The following is a 23230-nucleotide window of genomic DNA, read 5'->3' on the forward strand; positions in this document are numbered from 1 at the left end:
GTTACCCCTCTATGTTATCTTATTATTTCTATATGCTTCCCAATGATCTCGCCTGTTTTATTATTGCGGTAAGCACTCAGATAAAAGTTTTGTCCATTGGATTTGAAAAGTATGTGTAACTCATAAGCTACCTTTTTTGTCTTTGAAGAAAGCCATCTACGAGTGTTATTAGCTATACCCTCCGGAATAACAATCGCATAAGCGTTGTAGAATATATCCCTGGGATCTATCCCCCAACTTATAATTTCTTGTGCAATTGCTTCCTCATTTTCAAATTGGAGTTTATCTAGTACGAAATTAAGAAACTCAGGGTTATTATCATGATCAGCAATTATTATGTATCTTTTGCCACAATACTCACACACAATCTTAAAGGGGCTAGTAACGATTTCATACTCAGTGATTTGGCCACTACTTACAATCTGGGCTAATGTCTGGAGAGAGAAAATTATCTTTGACGCCTTCATTACTGTTATATTCTGATTGCCGCAGTAAAGGCATTTCCTAGGAACATTATTCACTATCTGCCCCCCTGTAGGCTTATGGGTTTGTCTCTTCTCCCCTTAACAGGTTTAAGCTTAAAGGGAATAAATTTTTACCTTGCCCTTTTATTACTTGTCATATGTTCTATAGTACGACAATAAAATTGGATTAAATATTGAATACTTTGATTAAAGATAACTATTCGACAGTGGCTATCCGATCATCCAGTGTTCATTCTGGCCTTGATCCTTTGATGTGTCTAGAAGAAAGAGAAAGAAGAAATTAATAAAACTCAAGTCCAACATCCTTTATTTCCCAACCCATCCACTATATATTGCTGTGTAGTTTGCTGGTGGGTTGTTGAGGTCTATGCTGGCGTCCTGGGCTAATAGCAGGACTTTACACTCCGTAAGCTCTTTTACCAGTGTCTTGTTTGATAGCATTACTGTGTATAGGATCTCAGTATATCTTTCCCTGAAGGGATAGCTGAAGAGGAGTAGGCCGTATGGAACTTCAACTTTTATCGCCTTTGCATTTTCTGTTAGTGCCCCCAGGTTTAATGTGAACTTGCATCCTGGGAAGTCCCTCTCTAAGAGCTCGTTCATGACTTCCACTTCTGGGGTCCCAAACAGCATCCATTCTGTTGCTTGGAACTGAAATTCACTAGCTGGTATTGTCCCCAGCTTTTCAACCTCGTAGCGGCCATCCTCATATTTCACATCCCACACGGTAATGTTCTTTGGAGGATCCCCTACAATTTCCAAGAGTTTTAATGCGGCTGATAACCTCATCGGGATTCTGAATGGCCAGAAGATTACTAATGGCTCCCTGGGAACCCAAGGGTGATCCACGATTATCTTAAATCCTGGAAGTACTCCAAAGCCCTTCTCAGTTCTTATGTAAAATAGATAGGTTTCAAATCCGTCCCTTGCTAGAGCATATGCTGCAAATAATGCCATATCCGCGTAGGTTCCTCTTCTCGTTTGGAATACCTCATACGGGGTCTTGATGTTGTAATAATATCCCTTGGCCATGCTTTGATTTTCTAGATATGTGTCCAGGTAGACGTAATTTACAAGAAAGTCTGTAATTGTTAAGGCATCTTTTGTCTTGTTCCCTGTTAAGCTTAGAGAAAATACGGGATCAAAATTCCTATTTCGCTGAAGATCAAAAACACAGGCCAAGGCTTTTTCAAAATCATCTCTCCAAGAGTCGTTGAGACAGGGATCCTTTTTAGGGGAAGTTGTTGGGGAGACTGATGTTATCTCTCTGCTTGTAGAAATGACTTCTGGGGTTGTGGCCTCCGTCTTTGTTATTGTCCTCGTTACTGTAATTGTTTTTGTTTGAGTCTGGGTTATACATCCACTAATTGTTGCAGTAAATAATATTATTGCCAGTAAGAGAGGAAGTGATTTCATTCGTGCACCTCCCATTTTATGCTTTCAAGTTGCCAGATAAAGTTTTATTTTGTAATTGTTAATTACTTTCAAAAAGCAATCGTGTATATTAAATACAGAAAAATTGAGATCGGGGGTTGATATCAAGGATGTATAGACCTAGTAGGAAGTTTTTCCTTTTCATAACCTTTGCTTACTTAGTATTCGCGACGGTAGCAGTTAATTTTTCAGATGAGAGAACTCTCTCAAAGATTGGGATTGTAATAAATATGGGAGTGTTAATTTTTATTGGAATTCAGGCCTATTTCCAAGAGAGACTCCTAGAAGAAACTCTTAAACAGAGATCGCGGATTGATAAGTTGAGGAGATTAGTTGTTGGATATCTTCTTAATTTGAGTTCTTTTCTTAACTCAAGTGTAATTGATAAAGTAAAGTCTATGCAGCAAATTCCTGCCCTGGGATCCGGCAATCCCTTCCAGATATACTACAATGTGCTATTTGATTATCAAAAAGAAAAAGGTGCTCGTGAAATTTCGCTTTATGAATTGGGTGAAATATTCCTTCGATACCAGTATTTGAAGAATGTCCTTGAGAATTATGGAGGCATAAAAAGTGATGAGTTTAGTGAGTTGATTAAAATTATAGGCAAGTACAACCAGGCAGTTCAGAAAGGGGATATGAATCGGGCTAAGGAACTTGGTTCTGAAATAGAATCCAAAGCTAACCAAATGCTTGAAAAAGTAAACAACCTGTTAAATATGCTGACTTCACAGGAAGAACTAGAAATTGAAGAGAAATTATTGGAATTAATACTCCAAAATAAGAAATAGAGCGTTAATCCTTCTTCATTTTCAGTTTTGAGAATTCTGGGTCTGTTTCTATTATTATTCTGAGGTATTTCGCGGCATCTATTGCGGCTTCCCTTATTTCTGGCTGGAATGTATTCTGAGCAATATATTTTAGTTTCAGCATTGCCAACCTCATTAGCTCGACCTTTATGTCGCTTGGAACCTTCACGTCCTCCACTTTCTCTACCGGCTCTTCCTGGGTTACCTCACTTGGAGCACTATCCTGGGGATAGTTTTCCATTATTGCCTTGAACAGGTCTTTTGCATTCACGGCTTCGCTCATAGGTTGAGGCCCTCCCAGGGATCTTTGATCATTATCTCAGCTCCTGAGGCTCTCTTGGTTTTCTCTATCCCCTTTCTCTCATCCTTATTTCTCTCGATCAATGTGTACGTCTTAACGAATGGGTTTATGTTTAGGCTTGTGTCAACTATCCTGCTCACTTGGGAGAATATCTTGTCAACGAGCTCTTCTAGGGTTCTTGCCTTCTGGTAGATTGCCCTGAAGGCGGCAACTTCCTCTTCAGTGAGCATTGGTGGTAGGGCGAACTCTCCCCATGCCGTCTTTACAATCTTGGATGTTTCAACTATTATCGCATAATCCAAGGCTGGTAGTGGGGCAAACTGCGGTAGGACCCACAATAGGTGGGCGGGTGGTTGCTTGCCAAATATTCTTGCTATTGACATTAGTGCTTCGTCTATCCACCCTGGGGCCCTGGGTGTGTATGAGATCACCAATAGGCCATCGGGGCTTATTGCTATTCCTTGAACGTACCCTAGGGTGACTACCTCTTTGAATACTCCATTCCCTACCGGGATTTTATATAGGGCCTTGAGGACCGTGTGATGGGTCTTAACGAACCTGAGCTTTGGCGGTCTTATTGGCTTTACGTCCTGTATTTGCACTAGTTCGGTAATTCTTTCTTCGGCCTTACTCCCCAACTTCTCAAATACTCCATCATCTTCTCTTTTTGGTAATCCTCCTTCACGCTTCTTTTTTCTCCTAAAAAGCATATTATCACCTCACAAGGTTTGTGAGGGCCTAAAAAGGATTCTTTCAGTAAACAGTTTGTTTATGATAATGTATCCTCTCCCTTTGTGCTCTCTTCTCAGCTTTTCAACTTCTCCTGGGGTTCTAGCAAGAGGTTGGTGGTATTTAAGCTCGAAGTCTGGGATTAGTTTCCTTAATAATCTGGTGTCATCTGCGCTTGTAAGAAACCCTAGAATTGCTATATGTGATGCTCCATAGATTAGCTCACTCGGTAGGCTGTGTAAATATTGGGTTGCAGCGAAGAGGTTTATTTGGTTGCTTCTTCCTTCCCTAAACAGACTGCTTATGATTTTTCTTCCTGTATGGTCATCTAGGTATTTTTGTATTTCATCGCCAACTATGAAGATTGCTGTTTCTTTTATTTGGGCGTACTCGTTCATCAGGTACTCGATTATTTTCCTGAAAATGAGCTTCTTTTCTTCAAGGGTTAAGCGTGAATTCTGTGAGAAGTCAATGACGTTTATCTTATCATTGTCTATAATATCAATGAGGTCTTTTCCGTCTTTTTCAAAAAGTGGATTGCTTTTTAGCCTTTCCATTGTGGCTTTTACTCCCCACAAGCTCATGTTAGGCTTTGCTGATTCTATTTCAAGGAATTCGAGCATTTCTTGGTAGATTTCCTTTGCTCTATGCAGGACCTCATCTGGATCCCTGATCTTTAGGTGGTCCCATGCTTCCTTTATTACTCCTGAGTATATGGTATAGTTGTTGAGGTTGAGCAACTTTGCGAGGTCCTCAAAGTTTAGCCTTGAGTACTTGATTTTCGTTGCTATTATCTCGGCCTCTGGTCCTGAATCATAGGCTATGTGATGCAATTCTCTTGTTGGGTTGAAGACTATTCTCCGCATTGGGAATGGCTCTGGTCTTAGGCCAAAGTTTGAGAGTTCTGTGTTTCTTGAGTCTATTTTTTGTAGCCCTAAGATGTTGCCCCAGGCTAGTGCAAAGTCTCCCATGAGTCCTATTGAGCCTGCCATTCCTGGGTTCATGAGGAGGGTTATGTAAAATTTCATCTCCTTGTAGTGTTCTTCTCCAAATCTGTCCTTCAACCACTTTTCTCCTTTTTCTTTTAGGAGTGTTATGAATGTGTTTTTGACTGCTTGTGCTTTTGCCCTGTCATATTTTGCTTCAAAGACTACGATTAGTGGCTTCTCTCTGTCTCTACCCCAGGAAGTTTTTGTCCATATCTCCTGTATTAGGGCTTTCATTGCGGTGGTTTTCCTAAATCCTGATGGTCCCAGGAATACCATATGGTTGGCATCTTCCTCGGTAAGTTCTAGGTACCTGTAGGTGCTTCCAGTTTCATCAACTTGATTTGCCTTTCCAACAAGGATTATATTTCTTTGTCTCGGAAATGTTGTTGCTGCGTTTATTACTGCTTCTACCACCTGCTAACCCCTCCATTTTCCTAATAAAAATAAATGTGCCCTTCTAACGGAATTATTACTTATCAACGTCGTAATCGTTTTCGTTGCTTATTTCACCTGTCTCGAGGTTCTCCACCTCCGTTACACGTAGTGCTTGTATTTCCTCTCTGTAGATTTGAGAAAGCCGAGTATGGCTAGGGAGAATATGCCTGAGACTATGAGGGCTCCAAAGATTATCTTGCCAATCTTTTCTTTTTTGGCCGCGGCCTGTATGTAGCTTTCCTTTGCTCTCCTACTTTCTTCCTCCATTATCTTTGCTAATAGTTGCCTATATTCGTTGATCTGCTCTCTTAAGAATTCATTTTCAGCTTTCAGCTCGTTAATTAGCTTTGTTTGGTTTGCGAGCTTTGCTTTGAGCTCTCTATTCTCCTCGATTAGCTTTGTGGTGTTATCCTGGGCTAGGACGGGGGTGATTATTACCATTATAATAAGGAGGGTAATAGGAAAAAGGATCCTTTTCATTTCACTGTCACCTCGAATTTTTCCTGGGATCTAATCTCGATCTTGGCAAGGTACGCTGTTGTGCCTGCGAAGTAGCCTTTGCCTTTGACCTCCAGAGGGCCAGGGGTTATTTCTAGGGGCTCGTAATATAGTTCGGTTTCATTGTTTGGAGATGTGATAAAGAAGGCAAATTTCTGCTTCCTTACCTCGTACTCAACTTTAATTGTCCATGTCTCGTTGCCCACTTTTATTATCAGGGACTTTCCGGCTGCTATGGTGTTCTCCCATGTGTATCCTGGAGATGTTGTAGTTGCATTTGTTTGATTAGTTGTGATATTGAGGTTTAGGGGGAGAGGGATGCCATCCTCTATGCATCCTGCAACTAGAACCATGAGGGGAATTATTATTCCTAATATGTATTTCATAGAAATCACCCCAGGATGCCTTTTACGGCTACAAGCCCAGTTTTCCTGTCAATCCAAATTGAGCCAACATACCAACTAGAATGGCCCTTTTTCAGCTTCATATCAAATACCCAGTATAAGGTGCCGTCTTTTTCCTCTTCTCTTAATGTCTTTTCGTCAACTACTAATTCATAGTTATACTCTCTTAGCTTTGAGTTATAATCAGCGAGATATTGGTTCGCTAACTTCAAGGCGTCTTCTGCGGTAATTTTGTAAGACTCAATGTATGTGCCTTGAATTTTCACCACAATGCCATTTGCGAATTTTATTGTGCCGTTTTCTATGATGTAGCCTTCTGTTGGGTAGCCTAGCTTAAACAACCTTTCCGTTAGTGGATCCTTTGTATGAAATGTTGAGTAGGTGAGGTAAGCTGAGGCAAAGGCAAAGGTTATGAGGAAAACCTTAAGGGTTACTACAAATGGAGAGGGAGTGGGTGAGGGGCTAAAGCGTTCCATTGCCCCTCACCCGCTAATCGTTGTAGTTTCGTTGGCATAGAAGTGGATAGTTCCATTGGCCGGGTATCTTACCTCATTGCCACTGAGGTCTTGGGCTATGACGTAGAGGTCGAGGTAATAGTAAGTGGTATCTGTAATGTTAGCATCAACTTTAATAGTGGCCACCCAAGGTGCAGCCGTTAGGGTCGCATTGGCCCAAGTGGCATTAGTCAAGTTGCCATCCTGGGTAATGGCATAGTAGATAATCACGTTCTTTATGGCGTCATTGTCGGTTGCATTGACGGTTATCGTCGCGTTTCCTGTAGTAGCGTTATAGGTGATCGTTACTCCATTAACTTTGGGAGGAACGGTGTCCTTGACTTGGATGGTGTATACCTTGGTTTCAAAGGTCTTATTCTGATTATATTCGACTTTCACCTTGTAATAGACTGTATCTCCGAATGTTGAAGGAATTTCCGTTGCATAAGTTCCGTTTCCAAGGGTCGAGGCATTTATGGAGACGTAGGTTGCATTTTCAGGATCTGCAACGTTTAGTGCATATAGGACCTGCACGCTACTAAGGTTGAAGTGCTCATAGTTCGTTATGTTGAAAATCAGCTTAACATGCCCGTTTTCTAAGACTTCTGCTTTTATGTCTTTGATATCGAGCTGATAGGTCTCATTGTCTTTGTTTATCTTATCCAAAACTGGTATTGGTGCTCCGTCGAACCAGCCCGCGTAGGCTGCATATGCTATTATTCCAAATAGGAAGACTAATCCTATAGTAACTAACTGTCTTTCTCTTTTTCTCATCCTAAAACACCTCCTATCTTTTCAAGAATGCTCGGGAGAGAGTGAAGTATGGTCTTCACAAGGTCAACAAATGGATCAACAAGCCCAAATTGGTAAAGAAAGCTTGTAAGCCCAAGTAAGGCGATAACGGCTCTCATTTTTCCTCTGATGAAGAGTGCAACAAAAAGCAGCACTATACCCAAGGCAAGGTAAGGGTAATCTTTTGCAAGGTTTTGCATTGTGGTTATTGCGGTTGTTACCTCCATCTTCATCCCCTCCTTGCAGCTGAAGTTGCAGCTATTGCCCCGAGAATTGTTCCAATTGCAAAGCCAACTGCACTCTTGACTACCTCATATGCAACTTGCTCTATGTTGCCTGTCATGCTTGTTAGGGCGAAAATGCCAAGCCATCCAAGTGCTAATGCATCGAGAACTCCCCAATTTTCTCTGTCGAGTAATCTAAGTATTGAGAGGGCTGAAATTGTGGAGGGAATGTAGAGTGCCCAAAATCCACTAAGCCCGATAAGCTTCCCGAATTCTACTGTGTATTCCTTGAAGTACGTGATTAGGAGAATAAATGAAAGGAAGGAAGCTAAGAATCTCAGCATGGCATCACCCCAGGAAGTTTAGTCCTAATCCTGGTGGGAGAATTGTTAGGTACTGGAACTTCGTTGCAATAGTTGCTCCGAGCCATAGCCACAACAATAACTCGTCATCCCCTGTTTCTGGTGCAAAGATGTACAGTGCTATTAAACCGGCAACGAAGATGTTTGCAGGGCTTATTGTTCCTATGTTCATTGTTATCGTCCCTGTTAGGGCCCACACCACTACAAAGAACCCTAATCCTGCAAACAATAAGCTGACAATCACTGCAGAGATTCTGCTCTTTCCAGCTGGTGAGTTCGTTGCGTAGGCGTAAAGCTTATTGTAGAAGTCATTCTTGTCTGCAAATCTATCAAATAACTCAATGAGGGCAACGAAGGCTAATGGAATGCTTGCTAAGGCAACGTTAGTCTCTGCTATCGTTACGCTGTGGTCTGCTGCATAGGCAAGTAAAAATCCCAAAAGACCAGAGGCAAGGGCAGTTTTCAATAGCCATTGGCCTATCTTCAATTTCCTATCCATTACCTAATCACCTCCAGAAGGAAGTCAAGAACTCCGGCATACTTGCCCAGGAACCAACCCAGGATTATGAGCAGTCCGAGTAATCCCCAGGAATTGCCAAGTACCCTACTCAGAACTAGGGCTAAGAGAAGCCCAACTGCAAGAACTATTATGTCATCTGTATCAAGCGGTATATTCAGGCCTGCTAAGGTTAAGGCTATGCTGGGCTCATACTGCTTTGCTAGCTTGCTTGTCTCTTCTGCTTTCTTCGCGTCGAGCTCGGCCTGTTCGTGCTCATTGTGTAATGCCTTATATGCTGCATTCTTATAATAATCACCTGATATCTCATGCTTTTTGGCCGCATTCAGATAATTCAGGAGAGTTTGGACACTCTTAGTTGACTTTACCTTTTCAAGGTCTTTTATTGCTGCCTTGTACTCCTTGATTGCTTTTTCTGCATAATCAATGGCTTTTTGGTTGTTCTGAGCTTGTGCCTTCTCTTTTAGCTCCTCTACCTCAGTTATCTTATCCTGCAGTCCAGTGATCCACTCATTAGCCTGAGCTACTATGTGCTCTCTATCTGCCTCAGAGATCTCATTGTCTTCAACCAACTTTGTAAGCTGCTCTACCTGTGTATCGTCGAGTTTTAATCTCTCATTTTGGAGCACTGAAATTAGAGGTTCTACAGCAAGCCATGTCTTGATGGTTGTGTTGTCATCACGTTTTATCTTGAACAGGGCAAATCCGTAGACCTTATACGTTACTGCAGCGGGATCATCCGTATACCTTGCCGAGAGTTGCTTTTCTATTGAAGAGGTTAAGGCTCCTAGGTTCCCCCTTATGCTATCTGCAACTTCATAATCTCCACTCTTCGTGACTTTAACAACTACAAGCCTGAAATCATCCGTTATCTCTGGATTTAGAGGATCAAAGTATCCTGGGTTTCTTGCAAAGGTAAACATGAAGTCTGCAGTGCTCCCAATCACATGGACTGGAGTTGCTGCGGTAATAACGAAGACGTTGCTAACTGCACCACCAAACTTCTCCTTGTATATTGACCATTTACTTGCATACTCAGTTGAGAGGAACTTAGTTGGAATACTGGCGTACATCCCCTTATCTATGAGGACAATATCGGATGCTCTGGTTACATGGCGCCAAGCTGAAATTGTATGAACGCTGTAGTCAATATCAACGATCTTTACAAACTCATAGCATGTGTTTGTAGAAGGATCCCATTTCTTATTTCCAGTACAAGTTTCTTGAGTATCATTGGTACTTTGCCAGACTTCCCTATAGGCGTCTATGTTCACATAAATCTCAAAACTCTTTGTTGTAGCGTTAAACAGCTTTTCAACATCCTCTCTGCTTAAAACTCCAGTCTCTATTATTCTCTCAACAATGCTAACGTAATCGTCTGGAACTTTCATTATAGTTGTGTAGACAGCCTGACCTCCGTTCAGGCCTTCACTTCCTTGCCCATAGTCCCAAGTTCTTGCCCAGTATACTCTCCCATCCTCGTCCTTGAGATAAACAGTGACTTTTCTCAGGTGTATATAGTTAAATGGGATAGGGCTTTTCCTAAACTCTAGTTTTATTTGAATTGGGAATGCACTAAAGCCGTAAATCTTCTCGGGTCCCCAAACTGTTGCAATGATATCACCAGTTGCTCCACTCTCTGCAGTATCGTATTTCACCAAATCGCTTCTCAGCTTAGCTGAAACTTCCGCTATGGCTTTATACGCTTCCTTGTTTGCGTTCTCAGTTATGTGTTTCAAATCACTAAGATCTGAATCCGTGCTTACGGTAGTAGTATTTGCGTACCTCTCCGAGTTCATGGGAATGCTCTTCTTGTCCTCATCTCCTCCAAGGACGTAGTTCTTGATTGCTCCATATATACCGCCAATTACAGCTCCTGCAATTGCTCCAACCTTAGCACCACCTGCAGCACATACCGCTGACAGGGTTCCCCCTGAAAATATACCACAGACTACTGCACCTGCAATTGCCCCAACAACAGCACCTGCACCTGCAGTCTTTACAGTGTCCCAGAACTTTGATACCTTCTCCTTCAATCCTGAGAAGCTAAATGCAGCTACTTGGGCGTCATTTACAGTCGCTAAGATTAATGTAAAAGCAAGGAAGAAGGCAAAAGCTGTTCTCATCTCCTCACCTCCCTAACGATAAGCAGAAGGGCTACTACTCCTAGAACACCCCACATCCACAACGGCAGCCCGAGAGGTCCTTCTCCTCCAAGTGGTAGTGAGAACCCTGTATCCTCTATTATCACGTGAACAAGGCCTTGGTATGTGGTAGCATTTCCTTGCAGAACCCTTAGCGTAAGATCATATGCATCGAACTGGACATCCTTTGGAACTGAAAAGGCGATATCAATAGTCTTCTCACTAAGTGGAGCAACTGCTATCTGCTTGGTTACATTTCCCTCTATGAAGCCTCCCTCAAGAACAACTGTGTAGTATTGGGTTCTGCTTGTTGGGTTCCTTATCTTGACTTTAATTGTTCCAATGTCTCCTTTGCCAACGTTTACAGTATCGGTTAAGATAGAAACTGCAGGATTCACTTTAATGCTCCAAACTGCAGTATAACCGTTCCAAGAAACCTTAAGAGTATAATCTCCCTCGGCTGGTATATTTACTGTGAATGCATGTCCCTCATAAGGACCAAAGGTGTAGCTGTCGCTCCATATCTCGGTTCCATTCGGATCAAGTAGACTTAGAGTAATCAGGACTTGTTGGCCGCTTGCTTCGTTGATTCTTACTTCATTTTCACCAACACTCCAAGTACTTGGCAACTGCACCTGGAACGGAAGTTGTTTAACTGTATATACAATCTGCTTTGTTGCCTCGTATGTTTTAGTCCCCAGGGCATCTTGGCTTGTTATTGTTACTGAGAAAGTCTTGGTTCCAGGAGTGCCTGCCTTGAATTTTATCGTGATCTCTGTTAGAGAGGAAATGTCACCGAGATAATATTTGCCATTTTCACTTGAAATAATGGAAGCACCTTTGCGAACCTCGAGAGGGGTAATTCCAGAAACTGATAAGTAGGCATTCTTTGTTGCTTCCTGAGCTATGGGCTCAATCTGAAGTTTGACTTCTGTTAGAGTGTTCTCAAATGTTGTTATGTTCGATGGAGCTTCTATCATTACTGCAGCACTTGATGGGTACATTTCTACTTCTACTGTCATGTCTGATTGGACGTCTATCGTTTTAGTGACGCTCCAGTAGCCGCTTTTCTCGAAAGTGAGCGTGTGAGTGCCCTTGGGGAGTTCAATGCTGTCTCCTGAATTTATCGTGCCGAGAACTTGATCTCCTTCTTTGACTACTACATTATCTAAGGGCTGGTTAGTGAGGGCATCTTTTATGTTGATTGTTATTGGTGCTGTGTTGTATCTTACTTTTATTGAGTAGATGTAGAGGCTTGTTACTGCCCACGCCCAATCGCCAGCCAATAAATGCTGTCCTATCGTCAGTGATTTTATTTTACCAGTAACAACAGTTGGGAGGGTATAATTTGAGTAAGTTACGTTGTTAAGAATATCTTTCACAATAACGTGATTTCCGCTGAATTCTACTGTTAGCATGACTTCTTTATTTGTCGTATTCCAGTCCTTCGACTCTAACAATGACTTGGAGCCATCAATATTAATCAGATAGAGGTGGTACCTCCATGGGGATCTTCCGTCATTATCACCGTGAAAACTAATTCCAATTCCCGCCCCACTCTCATCAATGAACTTGAAACCAAATGACATCCTACCATAACCATTCGGATCACCAAACGAGTAATGGATTTCAAAATACGTTGCTGGAATAGTAAAGTTTATCACTGCATAAGCATTATTCGGAGGCAAACTCAACCCACCATTTACGTACTCAGCACCATTATACAACACCGCCTCTGACAAATCAACAACCTCAAGAGCACTTACCTCTCCTATCTGAACGCTAACCGCCGCTAAAACAACCAATAGAGCTATAATAATGCTAACTTTCCTCATCCCTCCCCCCTCCACTCCATAATCCAGCCCTATTGCTCCAACAAGACTTAATGTTAGAACAACATTCTGAACGTTGTTCTTGAACGCTTCAAGAAGAGCGAAGTTGCTTTGCTTCAACAGAGCGAACAGAAAACTCAACAAGAGCATGTCATAGAGTAAAACACGCCAGCCCGCGCTAAAGGGTCTTATGTTGATGATATTCCTGTTACCCTTGTTCGTAAGAGCCCAATGAAGCAGTATCCCGCCCAAGGCACCTACCGCGATAGAGACCTTATCTTGTAAGGGCCAAGCGATTTTGTACCACAACCCCAAGATCACTAAGAATATCAAGAGCTGGAGAAGGCTCTTGGCGTTCATACTGACATCACCTTTCTTGCTTTTGATAATTCGGCAATTGTTTGCTGTAATTCGCGTTCTACTCTGATTTTCTCTTCGAGAATGCGATGATACTCCTGCTCAAGCCTTGCCTTCCTCTTCTTCAACTTCCTCAACTTTTTCTCAAGTCTTTCAATAGAATCCACACTAGGCCACCCAAATAATGAGAATTCGCCATTAAAAGAAAAGAATATTTAAAATTGGATACAAATTGGCTTAAAATTGAATTAAAAGCCGATTTTAAGATTGCTTTTTAACCTCCTCATATAACCTCCTGATGGCCATCCTAACAACTGCCGAATTGTTGTTTATACCCAACGCCTTGGAGATCTCCTTGATCATCCTATGCGTCTCGCTATCGATAGTGAAAGTCCAAGCATACATTCCAGTGGAAGCCTTACCCCTACCCAACTCCCTACCACCTCCCTCTAATTTTCCAGTACTCAACTCCAGAGGCAAACAGGACTATGAGAGTAAACAGCATGACGAAAACAATGAAGACAAAAAGCATCCTAACAATAAAGATCATTCCAAACCCTCCAGAACCTTCTTCAAATCATCAACAACTTTTGAATAGGCCTCATCCGCCTCCAATTCTAAGTCGAGATAGTGTTTCTCTAAAACTGTTCTTGGAACCCTGCTCTGTATGTAGTCTATTATGTGATCCTTCACACCATGCATTGAGAGAAATGTTGCATGCCATTTCCTTATCGTTGAGGCGTTCACTCTTCCATAGCGAAGCCTCTTCCCTATCGTGTCCTCTTTTATCTCAACTGACCTAAGTTCCTTGATAATGTCTGCAGGCATGTAAATGAAGAGGGTTGCCTTAGTCCCCCTCCTTTCTATTATTGCATATTTAGCTATGTTTGGATATTTTGGAGGAAATATGACCTTGCTAGGATCAAAGTTAGTGAGCATCTTATGGACTGCCCTAAGCCTTGCCCCACTGAACACTAGAATCTTAAAGAAAAGCTGAGTCACCTCGTCAGAATGCTTCTTGTGATACTCCCAAGCTTCGAGCAGTTCCTCAGTTGAAATCCTTATTTTGCTTTCCTTTGTTGCCTTGATTGGTATTGCATCTTTGAGCTCTTCAGCAAGTACTGGACTGATAATCTTCTTGCTTCTCAGGAACTGCACAAATTTCCTGAGTGCCTTACACAGATGGCGCTTATAGTTCTCCTTGGCGAGGGCCTTCTCAAGTTCACCAACTGAGTGTGGGCTGTATTTATCAAAGAACTTCCTCAATGCCCTAGCGTATTCGGAAGCTGTTTCTTCCGATAATGCTCCTGCTTTCACTTGAGCGGAGAGCCATTCCAAAAATAACCCTTCATATCTGACCCATAAAGTATTTAAACCCCTAAAATCTACTGCCTCCCAAGCCGGCGACCCGGGTTCAAATCCCGGCCACCGCACCACACTTTTTTGAGGGAGGAAAATGCCAATAGTGAGGAAGCTTAATGAAGAGGGTTTTGGGATAGCTAAAGGAGTTTTAGTTCCCTATTCTGCCCCAGGAGATGAGATAGAAATAGAGGAAGTTAAGAGGATTAAGAAAAACAGGGTTGCTACAAAATGGAAGCTATTAAGATCATCCCCCCTTCGAGTGGGAGCTAGGTGCAAGGCCTTCGGGAGATGCGGAGGTTGCATAATCCAGCACATTGAGTATAGCTATCAGCTCGAATTCAAGAAAGAAAAGTTGAAGAAAATCCTGGGTCTTGAGGTTGAGATAATTCCCTCTCCAAGGATATTCGGGCACAGGAATAGAATAGATCTTGCAGTAACCGTTGAGGGAATAGGGTTCAGGGAGAGGGGAAAGTGGTGGAGCATAGTGAACATTGAAGAGTGCCCCGTGTTTGGCCCCACATCAAAAAAAGCAATCAAGAGGCTGAGAGAGTTCATTGAAGAAGAGAAAATAGAGACTTGGAGGATCAGGGAAGATAAAGGATTCTTAAGATACATGGTTCTTAGGGAGGGAAAGTTTACGGGAGAGGTAATGGTTAACTTCGTTACCAAGGAAGGTGAACTCCCAGATCCTTCTCCTTACTTCGACTTTGCAACCTCGATATACTGGAGCATAAACAGAACGAAGAGCGACGTATCTTACGGGGACGTTGAGAGGTTCTGGGGAAAGAAGTTCATTACGGAAGAGCTTGACGGCGTTAAATATCTGATCCATCCAAACTCCTTCTTCCAGACTAACAGTTATCAGGCTGTTAATCTGGTTAAAATTGTGGCTAAGCTCGTTAATGGTGAAAAAGTATTGGACATGTACTCGGGGGTTGGAACGTTTGGAATATACTTGGCAAAGAAGGGCTTTAAGGTCAAGGGGTTTGATTCTAACGAATTCGCCATAGAAATGGCCAGAGAGAATGCAAACATCAACGGTGTTGAGGCCGAATTCTTCGTCGCAACCGACAGGGAAGTTGAGGTCAAGGGCTTTGACACGGTGATAGTAGATCCCCCTAGGGCCGGACTGCACCCAAAGCTAATAAAAAGGCTGGAGAGGGAAGGCCCTGAAACTCTCATTTACGTCTCATGCAACCCGAAAACATTCCATCAGAACGTCAAACAATTAAAGAATTACAGGATTGAGGAAATAATTGGACTCGACATGTTTCCGCACACGCCCCACATAGAGATCATTTCAAAGCTCTCAAAGGTCTAACACGTGCTTCTCCAAGACGTAGCAGTGGAACTTACCTTCCAATACTACATCCTCTCCCCTGTAAACCTTCACCTCAACTATCTTCTTCCTTCCATGGTCCTCAACGACCTTCGCCTTTGCGAGAAGTCTATCGCCAACTTTAACCGGCTTCGTGAATCTAACCTCGGCCTTCCCCAGGACTACTGTAGGCTCATTTACAGCCAACATCGCAGCGTAGTCAGCTAGGCCAAAGGTAAAGCCTCCGTGCACGAGACCCTTCTCGTCAACTTTCATCTCGTCTATAGTTACAAGCTCAACCTCCGCGTAGCCTTTCTCAAGCTTGATAGGCTTACCAACTAGCCTTTCCGACGTGAGTTTATGAGTCCTTTGCTCCATAGGCCTCACCGATAGAGAAAGCTTTTTTGCCTTAAAAGAGATTTATCCTTGGGGATGAGATTGGGTAAGTATAGGCCACTCTTAGAGGCCGTGAAGCTTAAGGGGGATGAGGTATTCCAAAGCAAGAGCGAGCTTATTGGTATATTGACGTTTAAACTCGGAATCATGGCGGTTAGCGAAGCTAAGCAACTCATAAGTGAGGCCATAGAAGGAGGTATTGTAGAAGAGACCCCGGAAGGACTTATCGTTCACACAGACTTAATTGAGGAGGAAGAGGAGAAGAGGGATGTTTTTGGAGAGATGGTAGAATACATAGCCAAACAGTTAGGGGTTACCGAGCTTGAGGTTCTTGAGGAGGTAGAAAAGTTAAGGGAGAGATATGGAAATCTTGACAAGAAGATACTGGCCTACCTCTATGGCTTAGAAAAAGGAGTTGATATGAGCAGGTTTAAAGACGAGCTGGAGGGTTGAATCATGGCAAAGATAAAGCCGTTTGAGGAGCATAGGGATAGATACGAAAGCTGGTTTGAGAGAAATAAGCTGGCTTACTTGAGCGAGCTCAATGCCGTAAAGGAAGTTCTCCCTGAAGGGGAATGCGTCGAAGTTGGGGTTGGAACGGGAAGGTTTGCGGCCCCTTTAGGGATAAAGGTTGGAGTTGAGCCATCTAAGAAAATGGCAGAGGTAGCGGAGAAGAGGGGGATAAAGGTAATTCCTGGGGTCGCTGAAGATCTGCCGTTTGAAGATTCTTCCCTCGACTGCATACTTATGGTCACGACGATATGCTTCGTTGATGATCCCGAAAAGACGATAAGGGAGGCTTATAGGGTTCTTAAACCTGGGGGCTATCTGATCATAGGATTCGTGGACAAGGAAAGTCCAATAGGGAGGGAATATGAGGAGAAGAAAGACAAAAGCCTCTTCTACAGAGAGGCAAGGTTCTTCTCAACCCAGGAACTAATTAGATTATTAAAGAAGCAGAGATTTGTTATCGACAGGATTGTCCAGACATTATTCCACAGACTAAATGAGATAAAAGAGGTAGAGTCGGTAAAGGATGGGTATGGAGAGGGTAGCTTCGTTGTAATAAGGGCAAGGAAGGTGAGTCAAAATGGAACTAGTTGAAGAGGTAAAGTCCCTGTGCGAGAGGTTAGGAGAGAATAACCTAGTAGAGGCAATAGACAGGTTCACGCTATTGAACCAAGGATTGGAAAAGACTAGAGGGGAACACTTCGCTAAGGCAGGCATTTACGGGTTCCTTGAAGGAATTCTCACGACGTTGAAGATTAAGCATGAAGATAGGAAAATTGAGGAGTTGCTTATAAAAGTTAAAGAGGCCCGAGAAAAGGAGGAGCTGTTCCTAAGGAAGGCAAGGCCCCCCATTTCTGAGTAGAAACCTCTTTAAACCTCTAAATCTTTCTAAATTTTGATGAGAGTCATCGGTGTGATAAGGAAGTCAAGGCGAGAGAGGGTTAGTAGGGAGGAGTTTGAGGAGCTTTTGAGGAGTGCTGGCTATGAGGTTCTTGCAATAGTTGAACAGGTAAGAGAGGAGCACCCACGCTATAATATTGGGCCGGGAAAGCTCGAGGAGATAAAGAAGCTCATTGAGGAATTAAAACCAGATAAGGTGGTATTCGCTAACCGATTAACACCATCTCAAGCTTATAATCTATGGAAGGAGTTGAGGATTGATATAATTGATAAGTGGCAACTCGTTCTTGAGATATTCGAGAAGAGAGCTCACTCTAAAGAGGCAAAGCTCCAAGTCGAGCTTGCGAACCTTCAGTACGAACTTCCCCTTGTTAAGGAGGCAATTAGAAGGATAAAAATGGGAGATAGAGCAGGATTTAAAGGTATGGGTGAGTATCAGGTTCACCAGTACTTCAAGCACATAAGGTACAGGATGGGCAAAATAAGGGAGGAGCTAGAGAAGATAAGGGCAGAGAGAGAAATTAGAAGGAAGAAGAGGGAAGAGGAAGGATTCGTTCTAGTTGCCTTAGCTGGCTATACAAACGCCGGGAAGTCCACCCTCTTAAACGCCTTAACGGGGGAGAGCATAGAGGCGAGGAACCAGATGTTCACCACCCTAGACACTACAACGAGGAGGTTCAAGGTCAACGGGAAGATGCTACTCATAACCGACACCGTTGGTTTCATTGACAACCTCCCGCCCTTCATCGTTGAGGCGTTCCACTCAACGCTTGAGGAGATAGTGAAAGCTGACATAATAGTCTTAGTTCTCGACGCAAGTGAGCCGTGGCCCGAAATTAGGAGGAAGTTCTTCGCTTCCCTTGACGTTCTCAGGGAACTTAAGGCCTTAGATAGGCCAATGATAGTGGCGTTGAACAAGATAGATTTAATTTCAGAGGAAGATGCTAAAGAAAAAGCCCTCCTGCTTAGGGAGCTCGTAAACGGGAGGGCTAATCTCATAGATGTCGTCAAAATATCGGCAAAGCAGAAAAGGCTTGAAGAACTTTACAGTGCAATAGAAAAAGCTATAGCGATTTCTCCAAAGTTCCAGGAGTTTGAGATTACCGTTAGAGATCCAGAGAAAGTTGGAAAGGTAATAGCGATGATACACTCCGTTGGGGAATTGCTCGACATAGACTACGGTGAGGGGGCAAGGATAAGGGCATACATCCAGACCGGAATGATAAGGCACCTCACCAAGTTAGGAGTTGAGGTCAAGAGAGTAGCCTAAAGTGAAGGAACAGGAGCGCTAAAGCATATGAAAGGACTACTCCCAGGATTGGGGCTAGAATCCAGCCGGTAACAATGTCAACTACCGTGCCTTTTCTAACTTTTTCACCAGCTCCCAAGCTAACCCCTATTATCCCGCCAACTATAGCCTGGCCGGAGCTAACTGGCAGTCCAAAGAAATTAGCTAAGCTTACGGATATTGCGGAACCAAACTGGGCTGAGAATGCAGTAACTGGATCTAGGCTCGCTATCTTTTTGCCCACTGTATTCATGACCCCATAGCTAAAAGTAACCGTGCCCAGGGAGAGGCTGAGTGCTCCAAAAACTCCAGCAATCTTGGGGCTAAACAAGTTAACTGCCAAGAGGGGTCCAACGGCGTTAGCAACTTCATTTGCTCCAAGGTTGAATGCCATATAAGCCCCTCCCGTTATGGCCACCCACTTGTAAACTATTTCAAGCACCTTAATGCTTTTTATTCTCCTAAAAACTCTGGAGTACATCCTAAAAAGCAGAAAACTAAAAACTCCAGCCAATATTGGAGAGGCCACCCAGGCGATAATGATTTTTAGGAGAGTAATCCAATTGATCCTCAGACCTAGAGCCAAGGCAACCCCGATAGAACTACCAATTATAGCCTGAGCTGTGGATACTGGCAACCCTCTTATCGTCGCAAGCGTCATCATTAATCCCGCTGTCAGCAAAACTACTATTGCAACCTCAGGGGTTATCTGAACAATTCCCTTGCCAACCGTTTCCATAACCTTACTACCCTTCAGGTATGCCCCTAGGGTCGTAAATATCACAACTATTAGGGTTGCCTGCCTAAAGCTCAGGACTCCCGAGCCAACCGAAGTCCCCATGACGTTCGCCGAGCCGTTCGCGCCTATGTTCCACGCGAGATAGAAGGTTACTGCCAGTAGGGGAATGATCAGGCTCATTAGCTCCACCTCTACTGTTTAAAAAGCCCTAAAGCCAATTGTGTTCGATAAGGGAGCCTATATACTCTATATAGTTTATAGATCCCATGTTAAAAAGGGTGAGAATAGGTTAATAAATTTTAAGGATCAGAAAAATTAACTCGTGTAATCCTCAAGAGTTTTGGCTTTAACTGTGATCTCGCTTTTGTATGAGATTTCAACAAGGCCATCATTTTCAAGCTGTTTAAGAGTTTGAAGGAGTCTTGGCATAGAAGTTTCAAGCTCAGAGCTTAGCTTCTTTAAGCTTACGGCCTTCTTCTTTGTGGCCAAAACTTTATACACAAACTCCTTTGAATGCATGCAGAACACCAAATAATAATTTGAAAAAGGAGGTTAATTAATATTTTTGGACAATTATGTCCATCACGATTCGGGGACTCCTTCCCTGAACCATCTGGTCATATTGTTAATAGCACTAACAGCCTTTGTATTGTTGAAGGGTAGAATGTACTGGCCGGCACTTATAATCAAGATTACACCCTTGTTCTTCATGGCCTCTTTTACAATCTTCGGAATTAACTTCGGATCTATCTCACCCTCAATTATTGCGTACAGTTTCCCATCGTAGAATACCCCAATTAGAGGAACTCCTTGAACACCGATCAGGCGAGAAAAGTTATAGTATATTTGGAAGTTCTTTTCGTTGCTACGAACTTCGTAGAAAGTTAAGCTACCGTTACCAAAGTATTCGGGCAGTAGCTTTTTCATCTTCTGGCAGTGAGGGCAGGTATCAAGACCATAGATATAGAAGTGAAACTTTGATTTGTCTAATCCCTGAAGCCAGTCTTGAGTTGTCGTGCTACTTGGAGTTTGAGCCATTGTTCCCTGGGTTCCAGTGCTACTTGAAATTTGAGTTTGAGATTGAGTTTGATTTGAGGATATGCATCCGAGGGAAAAGGACGCGAGCAAAAGTACGAGTAGGATAACCCTGACGAACTTCATTTTAAACCCCCACACCGAATGGCAATGCCCCTTAATATATCTATCCCAAGAAATCAAGCAGTGTTTTTGCTTTCATTTTCTTTTTAAGCTCGTTGTACGCTTCACTTCCATCGCACTCTGGAGCATAGGAAAGCCCTGCCTCTTCTAAAATGAACTTCATAATCCCAAAAGCCATGACAGCTTTTCTGCCCTCCATTTCAACGACAATGAAGGGAACTCCGTTTCTTCTTCCGTATACAACATCAAAGTTTATCCCATCGCATATGCTCACGTCAATAAAACTCACTTTCTCCCCAGTTTTAGTTTTTCGAGTTAGGGCCCCAGGGAACTTTCTTTTTAGCTTTTCAATTACTCTTACTACCTTATTAAGATCTTCCTCTGAGAGTTCCTCCCTTAACTTTATTCTCTCTATCATCCCACCACCGGGTATCACTAACCCTGGGGACTTAAATTTTTAAGGAAAACTAAGGTCGCACGAGAAAACATGACGGCCAGCGGTGTAGCGATTAGTAGTCCAAGGAACAGTCCCACGGCCCCTAGGTTGACCGTTATTAGTGTCATTCGGAATTGAGAGGAATAAAGTTAAGCCTCCATATTTTACCGCGTACTCTAGGTACTCTCCCCCACTCAGGGATAACTTCAGGCTTTTTCCAATGGCCTCCTCGACCTTTACACCGTACAGAATGATAAGGTACGGCGTGGCATAGAGGAAGTAGCCAATGCCAATGACAACGACGAATGCAAATATAAGCCCTAGGGGACCGAGGAATACCAAGGTTCCGACTACAAGCGAGACCAGAAAGAGGAGGAGATCGAACTTCAAGAACTCCAAGAAATATCTGTTAGCCGTGCTAAGGAAGCTATCCCATGAAAACTCATCCCTGTTTATCGCTCCCAAAAATCCGGCCGAGAGGTAAGCTGAGATTACCGCAACGAGCAGTCCAAAAAGGAGCGAAAAGGGAATAGGAAGACCACCTCTTGGAGGAGAAACGAATGACCAGAGCGTTGGAAGGGCCTCTGGTAGCGTTATCCTAATTCCTACATATTTTCATGGAAATTCACAACCCTAGCAACACTATCAAGGGAAATAATGCTGGCAATGACTGGAATCACTATTATCCCAGGATTTCTCACTGTATATTTCCACCCCTCATTTAACAACCTGAGGAATTTTACCATACAACCACCTGAAGTTAATTAAAGTTACTTCTTAAAAGGATATCGAAGTACTGACAATTATCCTGTCTGGATAAGAGTATACATTTGATCGCTGTCCTATTTCGTTAACCCATAATTTTTTTAAGCATTCGACGAAGCTACTAACGGTGATCGTCGATGGTTCAAATAATTGACACGACGTTTAGAGATGCCCACCAATCTCTTCTTGCAACTAGATTGAAAACTGAGGACATGCTTCCAATCGCTGAAGATATGGATAAGATAGGCTTCTACTCAATGGAGGTTTGGGGAGGGGCAACTTTTGATGTTTGCATCCGCTATTTAAAGGAGGATCCCTGGGAGAGGCTCAAGGATTTAAGGGAGAGAATAAGGAAGACAAAGCTACAGATGCTACTTAGGGGAAAGAACCTCGTCGGCTACAAACACTATCCAGATGAAGTTATCGTGAAGTTCATCGAGAAGGCGTACGAGAATGGGATAGATATCTTCAGGATTTTTGATGCACTTAACGACGTAAGAAACATGGAGCTTGCAATAAAAACCGTCAAAAGCGTCGGTGCAGAAGTCCAGGGAGTTATAGCCTATACTACTGGGCCCGTATTCACTCTCGAGTATTATCTGCAGAAGGTTGAGGAGCTTATAGGGCTAGATGTTGACGTGATAACTATAAAGGACATGGCTGGCCTTTTAACTCCCCAGATGGCCTACGATCTCGTTAGGGAAATAAAGCTGAGTTATGGAGTTCCTGTAAACGTTCACACTCACTCAACGACCGGCATGGCAGTGGCAACGTACCTTAAGGCGGTGGAGGCAGGGGCTGATTTTATCGATACTTCAATAAGTCCCCTAGCGTTTGGAACCGCCCAACCCGGGATTCAAACTATCTATCACGCCCTTCCAGAAAAAGACAGGCCAAACTTAAATCTTGATGCCATTAGGAGCGTTTCAAAGTACCTAGAGAAAATCCTAGAGGAGAAGTATTCGTGCCTGCTGAGCAAGAAAGTTTTACAGGTAAATCCCGAAGTTCTAACCTATCAAGTTCCCGGGGGCATGATGTCAAATTTGATTGCTCAACTCAGGGAAATGAATGCTCTAGATAGGTTAAATGAAGTGCTAGAAGAGATACCAAGGGTTAGAGAAGACTTAGGATGGCCTCCACTGGTTACTCCCGCGAGCCAGATAGTTGGAACCCAGGCGGTGTTAAACGTTCTCTTTGGGAGGTACAGAATGCTAACCAAAGAAGTTAAGGCATACCTCCTGGGTAAGTACGGCAAGCCTCCGGCCAGGATCAAAGAAGATCTAGTGGGAAGGGTTAAAGATGAGGGAGTTAGGGAGGAGAACAAGGGAATAGAAGAGTGCAGGAAGGAGCTAATCGAGATGGGCTTCATAAGGGAGAGCGAGTGCGAGGAGGATGTGCTAACTTACTGCCTCTTTCCCCAGGTTGCCATCGAGTTCTTCAAGGCAAGGAGAAAGGGAATTAATGGAAATGCTATCCCCAGGGAGGCTAAAAAGTTTAAATTGTTCATCAATGGAGTTGAATTCGATGTGGGCATACTGGAGCAGTGATGAAG

31 protein-coding genes are annotated in these 23230 nt (G+C 43.1%); 7 read left to right on the forward strand and 24 right to left on the reverse strand.

The window, feature by feature from the left end:
- Positions 1-14 precede the first annotated feature (14 nt).
- Together A3L04_RS06450 and A3L04_RS06455 are read right to left on the reverse strand one after the other, a co-directional pair.
- A complete protein-coding gene (locus tag A3L04_RS06450) occupies positions 15-521 on the reverse strand; it encodes a hypothetical protein (protein ID WP_068578049.1) in 507 nt (168 codons plus the stop codon).
- A 270-nt stretch (positions 522-791) separates the two neighbouring features.
- Entirely contained in the window at positions 792-1901 is a 1110-nt protein-coding gene (locus A3L04_RS06455) for a hypothetical protein (protein ID WP_068578050.1), read from the reverse strand.
- Between the two features lie 116 nt (positions 1902-2017).
- Between A3L04_RS06455 and A3L04_RS06460 the strand changes: the two genes are divergently transcribed.
- A complete protein-coding gene (locus A3L04_RS06460; RefSeq protein WP_157092428.1) occupies positions 2018-2710 on the forward strand; it encodes a hypothetical protein in 693 nt (230 codons plus the stop codon).
- Between the two features lie 4 nt (positions 2711-2714).
- Here A3L04_RS06460 and A3L04_RS06465 read toward each other — a convergent pair whose 3' ends face one another.
- The 15 genes from A3L04_RS06465 to A3L04_RS06525 form a co-directional block, all read right to left on the reverse strand.
- The gene (locus A3L04_RS06465; RefSeq protein WP_068578054.1) at positions 2715-3011 is read right to left on the reverse strand and encodes a hypothetical protein; all 297 of its coding nucleotides are present in this window, start codon (positions 3009-3011) and stop codon (positions 2715-2717) included.
- The gene (locus A3L04_RS06470) at positions 3008-3739 is read right to left on the reverse strand and encodes a hypothetical protein (RefSeq protein ID WP_068578056.1); all 732 of its coding nucleotides are present in this window, start codon (positions 3737-3739) and stop codon (positions 3008-3010) included. Before A3L04_RS06470 ends, A3L04_RS06465 begins: the two co-directional genes overlap by 4 nt.
- Before the next feature lie 9 nt (positions 3740-3748).
- The gene (locus A3L04_RS06475) at positions 3749-5161 is read right to left on the reverse strand and encodes a helicase HerA domain-containing protein (RefSeq protein WP_068578058.1); all 1413 of its coding nucleotides are present in this window, start codon (positions 5159-5161) and stop codon (positions 3749-3751) included.
- Between the two features lie 120 nt (positions 5162-5281).
- Positions 5282-5662 carry a hypothetical protein gene (locus tag A3L04_RS06480; protein WP_068578060.1) on the reverse strand — a complete coding sequence of 127 codons (381 nt, stop codon included), beginning with the start codon at positions 5660-5662 and terminating at the stop codon, positions 5282-5284.
- Positions 5659-6066, reverse strand: a complete 408-nt coding sequence (locus A3L04_RS06485; protein ID WP_068578062.1) for a hypothetical protein — start codon at positions 6064-6066, stop codon at positions 5659-5661. The genes A3L04_RS06480 and A3L04_RS06485 overlap by 4 nt, the downstream gene beginning before the upstream one ends.
- A gap of 5 nt (positions 6067-6071) precedes the next feature.
- Positions 6072-6560: a LolA-like protein gene (locus tag A3L04_RS06490; RefSeq protein ID WP_068578064.1), complete on the reverse strand. Its 489-nt coding sequence runs from the start codon at positions 6558-6560 to the stop codon at positions 6072-6074.
- A 6-nt stretch (positions 6561-6566) separates the two neighbouring features.
- A complete protein-coding gene (locus tag A3L04_RS06495) occupies positions 6567-7352 on the reverse strand; it encodes a hypothetical protein (RefSeq protein WP_068578066.1) in 786 nt (261 codons plus the stop codon).
- Positions 7349-7603 (reverse strand): hypothetical protein, encoded by a 255-nt coding sequence (locus A3L04_RS06500; RefSeq protein ID WP_157092429.1) that lies wholly within the window; start codon positions 7601-7603, stop codon positions 7349-7351. The genes A3L04_RS06495 and A3L04_RS06500 overlap by 4 nt, the downstream gene beginning before the upstream one ends.
- Complete coding sequence (locus A3L04_RS06505; RefSeq protein WP_068578070.1) at positions 7600-7938, reverse strand: hypothetical protein; 339 nt, start codon at positions 7936-7938, stop codon at positions 7600-7602. Before A3L04_RS06505 ends, A3L04_RS06500 begins: the two co-directional genes overlap by 4 nt.
- Before the next feature lie 4 nt (positions 7939-7942).
- Positions 7943-8455, reverse strand: a complete 513-nt coding sequence (locus tag A3L04_RS06510) for a hypothetical protein (RefSeq protein WP_068578072.1) — start codon at positions 8453-8455, stop codon at positions 7943-7945.
- Positions 8455-10599 carry a hypothetical protein gene (locus A3L04_RS06515; protein ID WP_068578074.1) on the reverse strand — a complete coding sequence of 715 codons (2145 nt, stop codon included), beginning with the start codon at positions 10597-10599 and terminating at the stop codon, positions 8455-8457. The genes A3L04_RS06510 and A3L04_RS06515 overlap by 1 nt, the downstream gene beginning before the upstream one ends.
- Positions 10596-12809: a peptidase associated/transthyretin-like domain-containing protein gene (locus A3L04_RS11135; RefSeq protein WP_068578076.1), complete on the reverse strand. Its 2214-nt coding sequence runs from the start codon at positions 12807-12809 to the stop codon at positions 10596-10598. The genes A3L04_RS06515 and A3L04_RS11135 overlap by 4 nt, the downstream gene beginning before the upstream one ends.
- Entirely contained in the window at positions 12806-12973 is a 168-nt protein-coding gene (locus A3L04_RS11005) for a hypothetical protein (RefSeq protein ID WP_157092430.1), read from the reverse strand. Before A3L04_RS11005 ends, A3L04_RS11135 begins: the two co-directional genes overlap by 4 nt.
- 94 nt (positions 12974-13067) lie before the next feature.
- Positions 13068-13238, reverse strand: coding sequence for a ribbon-helix-helix domain-containing protein (locus A3L04_RS11010; protein ID WP_157092431.1), 171 nt, complete (start codon positions 13236-13238; stop codon positions 13068-13070).
- A gap of 114 nt (positions 13239-13352) precedes the next feature.
- Entirely contained in the window at positions 13353-14123 is a 771-nt protein-coding gene (locus A3L04_RS06525; protein WP_157895688.1) for an integrase, read from the reverse strand.
- A 139-nt stretch (positions 14124-14262) separates the two neighbouring features.
- Between A3L04_RS06525 and rlmD the strand changes: the two genes are divergently transcribed.
- Positions 14263-15489 (forward strand): 23S rRNA (uracil(1939)-C(5))-methyltransferase RlmD, encoded by a 1227-nt coding sequence (gene rlmD, locus A3L04_RS06530; RefSeq protein WP_068578080.1) that lies wholly within the window; start codon positions 14263-14265, stop codon positions 15487-15489.
- On the opposite strand, the gene A3L04_RS06535 is transcribed toward rlmD, so the two are convergent.
- Positions 15478-15864 carry a thioesterase, FlK family gene (locus tag A3L04_RS06535; RefSeq protein ID WP_068578082.1) on the reverse strand — a complete coding sequence of 129 codons (387 nt, stop codon included), beginning with the start codon at positions 15862-15864 and terminating at the stop codon, positions 15478-15480. The two genes, rlmD and A3L04_RS06535, sit on opposite strands and share 12 nt — an antisense overlap.
- 54 nt (positions 15865-15918) lie before the next feature.
- Between A3L04_RS06535 and A3L04_RS06540 the strand changes: the two genes are divergently transcribed.
- From A3L04_RS06540 to hflX, 4 genes are read left to right on the forward strand one after another with little or no spacing between them, the layout of a single operon-like run.
- Positions 15919-16335, forward strand: a complete 417-nt coding sequence (locus A3L04_RS06540; protein ID WP_068579579.1) for a DUF2240 family protein — start codon at positions 15919-15921, stop codon at positions 16333-16335.
- A gap of 3 nt (positions 16336-16338) precedes the next feature.
- Positions 16339-16986 carry a class I SAM-dependent methyltransferase gene (locus A3L04_RS06545; RefSeq protein WP_068578083.1) on the forward strand — a complete coding sequence of 216 codons (648 nt, stop codon included), beginning with the start codon at positions 16339-16341 and terminating at the stop codon, positions 16984-16986.
- Positions 16973-17254: a DUF3216 domain-containing protein gene (locus A3L04_RS06550; RefSeq protein WP_068578085.1), complete on the forward strand. Its 282-nt coding sequence runs from the start codon at positions 16973-16975 to the stop codon at positions 17252-17254. The genes A3L04_RS06545 and A3L04_RS06550 overlap by 14 nt, the downstream gene beginning before the upstream one ends.
- A gap of 36 nt (positions 17255-17290) precedes the next feature.
- Entirely contained in the window at positions 17291-18562 is a 1272-nt protein-coding gene (hflX, locus tag A3L04_RS06555) for a GTPase HflX (RefSeq protein WP_068578087.1), read from the forward strand.
- Here the strand turns inward: hflX and A3L04_RS06560 are convergent.
- From A3L04_RS06560 to A3L04_RS11015, 6 genes are all read right to left on the reverse strand, one after another.
- Complete coding sequence (locus A3L04_RS06560) at positions 18546-19499, reverse strand: inorganic phosphate transporter (RefSeq protein WP_068578089.1); 954 nt, start codon at positions 19497-19499, stop codon at positions 18546-18548. The two genes, hflX and A3L04_RS06560, sit on opposite strands and share 17 nt — an antisense overlap.
- Positions 19500-19634: 135 nt before the next feature.
- Positions 19635-19838, reverse strand: a complete 204-nt coding sequence (locus A3L04_RS06565) for a helix-turn-helix domain-containing protein (RefSeq protein ID WP_068578091.1) — start codon at positions 19836-19838, stop codon at positions 19635-19637.
- 63 nt (positions 19839-19901) lie between these two features.
- Complete coding sequence (locus tag A3L04_RS06570) at positions 19902-20480, reverse strand: thioredoxin domain-containing protein (RefSeq protein ID WP_068578093.1); 579 nt, start codon at positions 20478-20480, stop codon at positions 19902-19904.
- A 40-nt stretch (positions 20481-20520) separates the two neighbouring features.
- Positions 20521-20895 (reverse strand): hypothetical protein, encoded by a 375-nt coding sequence (locus tag A3L04_RS06575; protein ID WP_068578095.1) that lies wholly within the window; start codon positions 20893-20895, stop codon positions 20521-20523.
- 39 nt (positions 20896-20934) lie between these two features.
- Positions 20935-21303: a hypothetical protein gene (locus tag A3L04_RS06580; RefSeq protein ID WP_157895689.1), complete on the reverse strand. Its 369-nt coding sequence runs from the start codon at positions 21301-21303 to the stop codon at positions 20935-20937.
- Between the two features lie 215 nt (positions 21304-21518).
- Entirely contained in the window at positions 21519-21659 is a 141-nt protein-coding gene (locus A3L04_RS11015) for a hypothetical protein (RefSeq protein WP_157092433.1), read from the reverse strand.
- A gap of 156 nt (positions 21660-21815) precedes the next feature.
- On the opposite strand from A3L04_RS11015, the gene A3L04_RS06585 reads away from it, so the two are divergent.
- On the forward strand, positions 21816-23225 hold the full coding sequence (locus tag A3L04_RS06585; protein ID WP_068578098.1) for a pyruvate carboxylase subunit B: 1410 nt from the start codon (positions 21816-21818) through the stop codon (positions 23223-23225).
- Positions 23226-23230: the final 5 nt, after the last annotated feature.

The organism is Thermococcus chitonophagus (assembly GCF_002214605.1).
Taxonomy (GTDB): Archaea; Methanobacteriota_B; Thermococci; order Thermococcales; family Thermococcaceae; genus Pyrococcus; species Pyrococcus chitonophagus.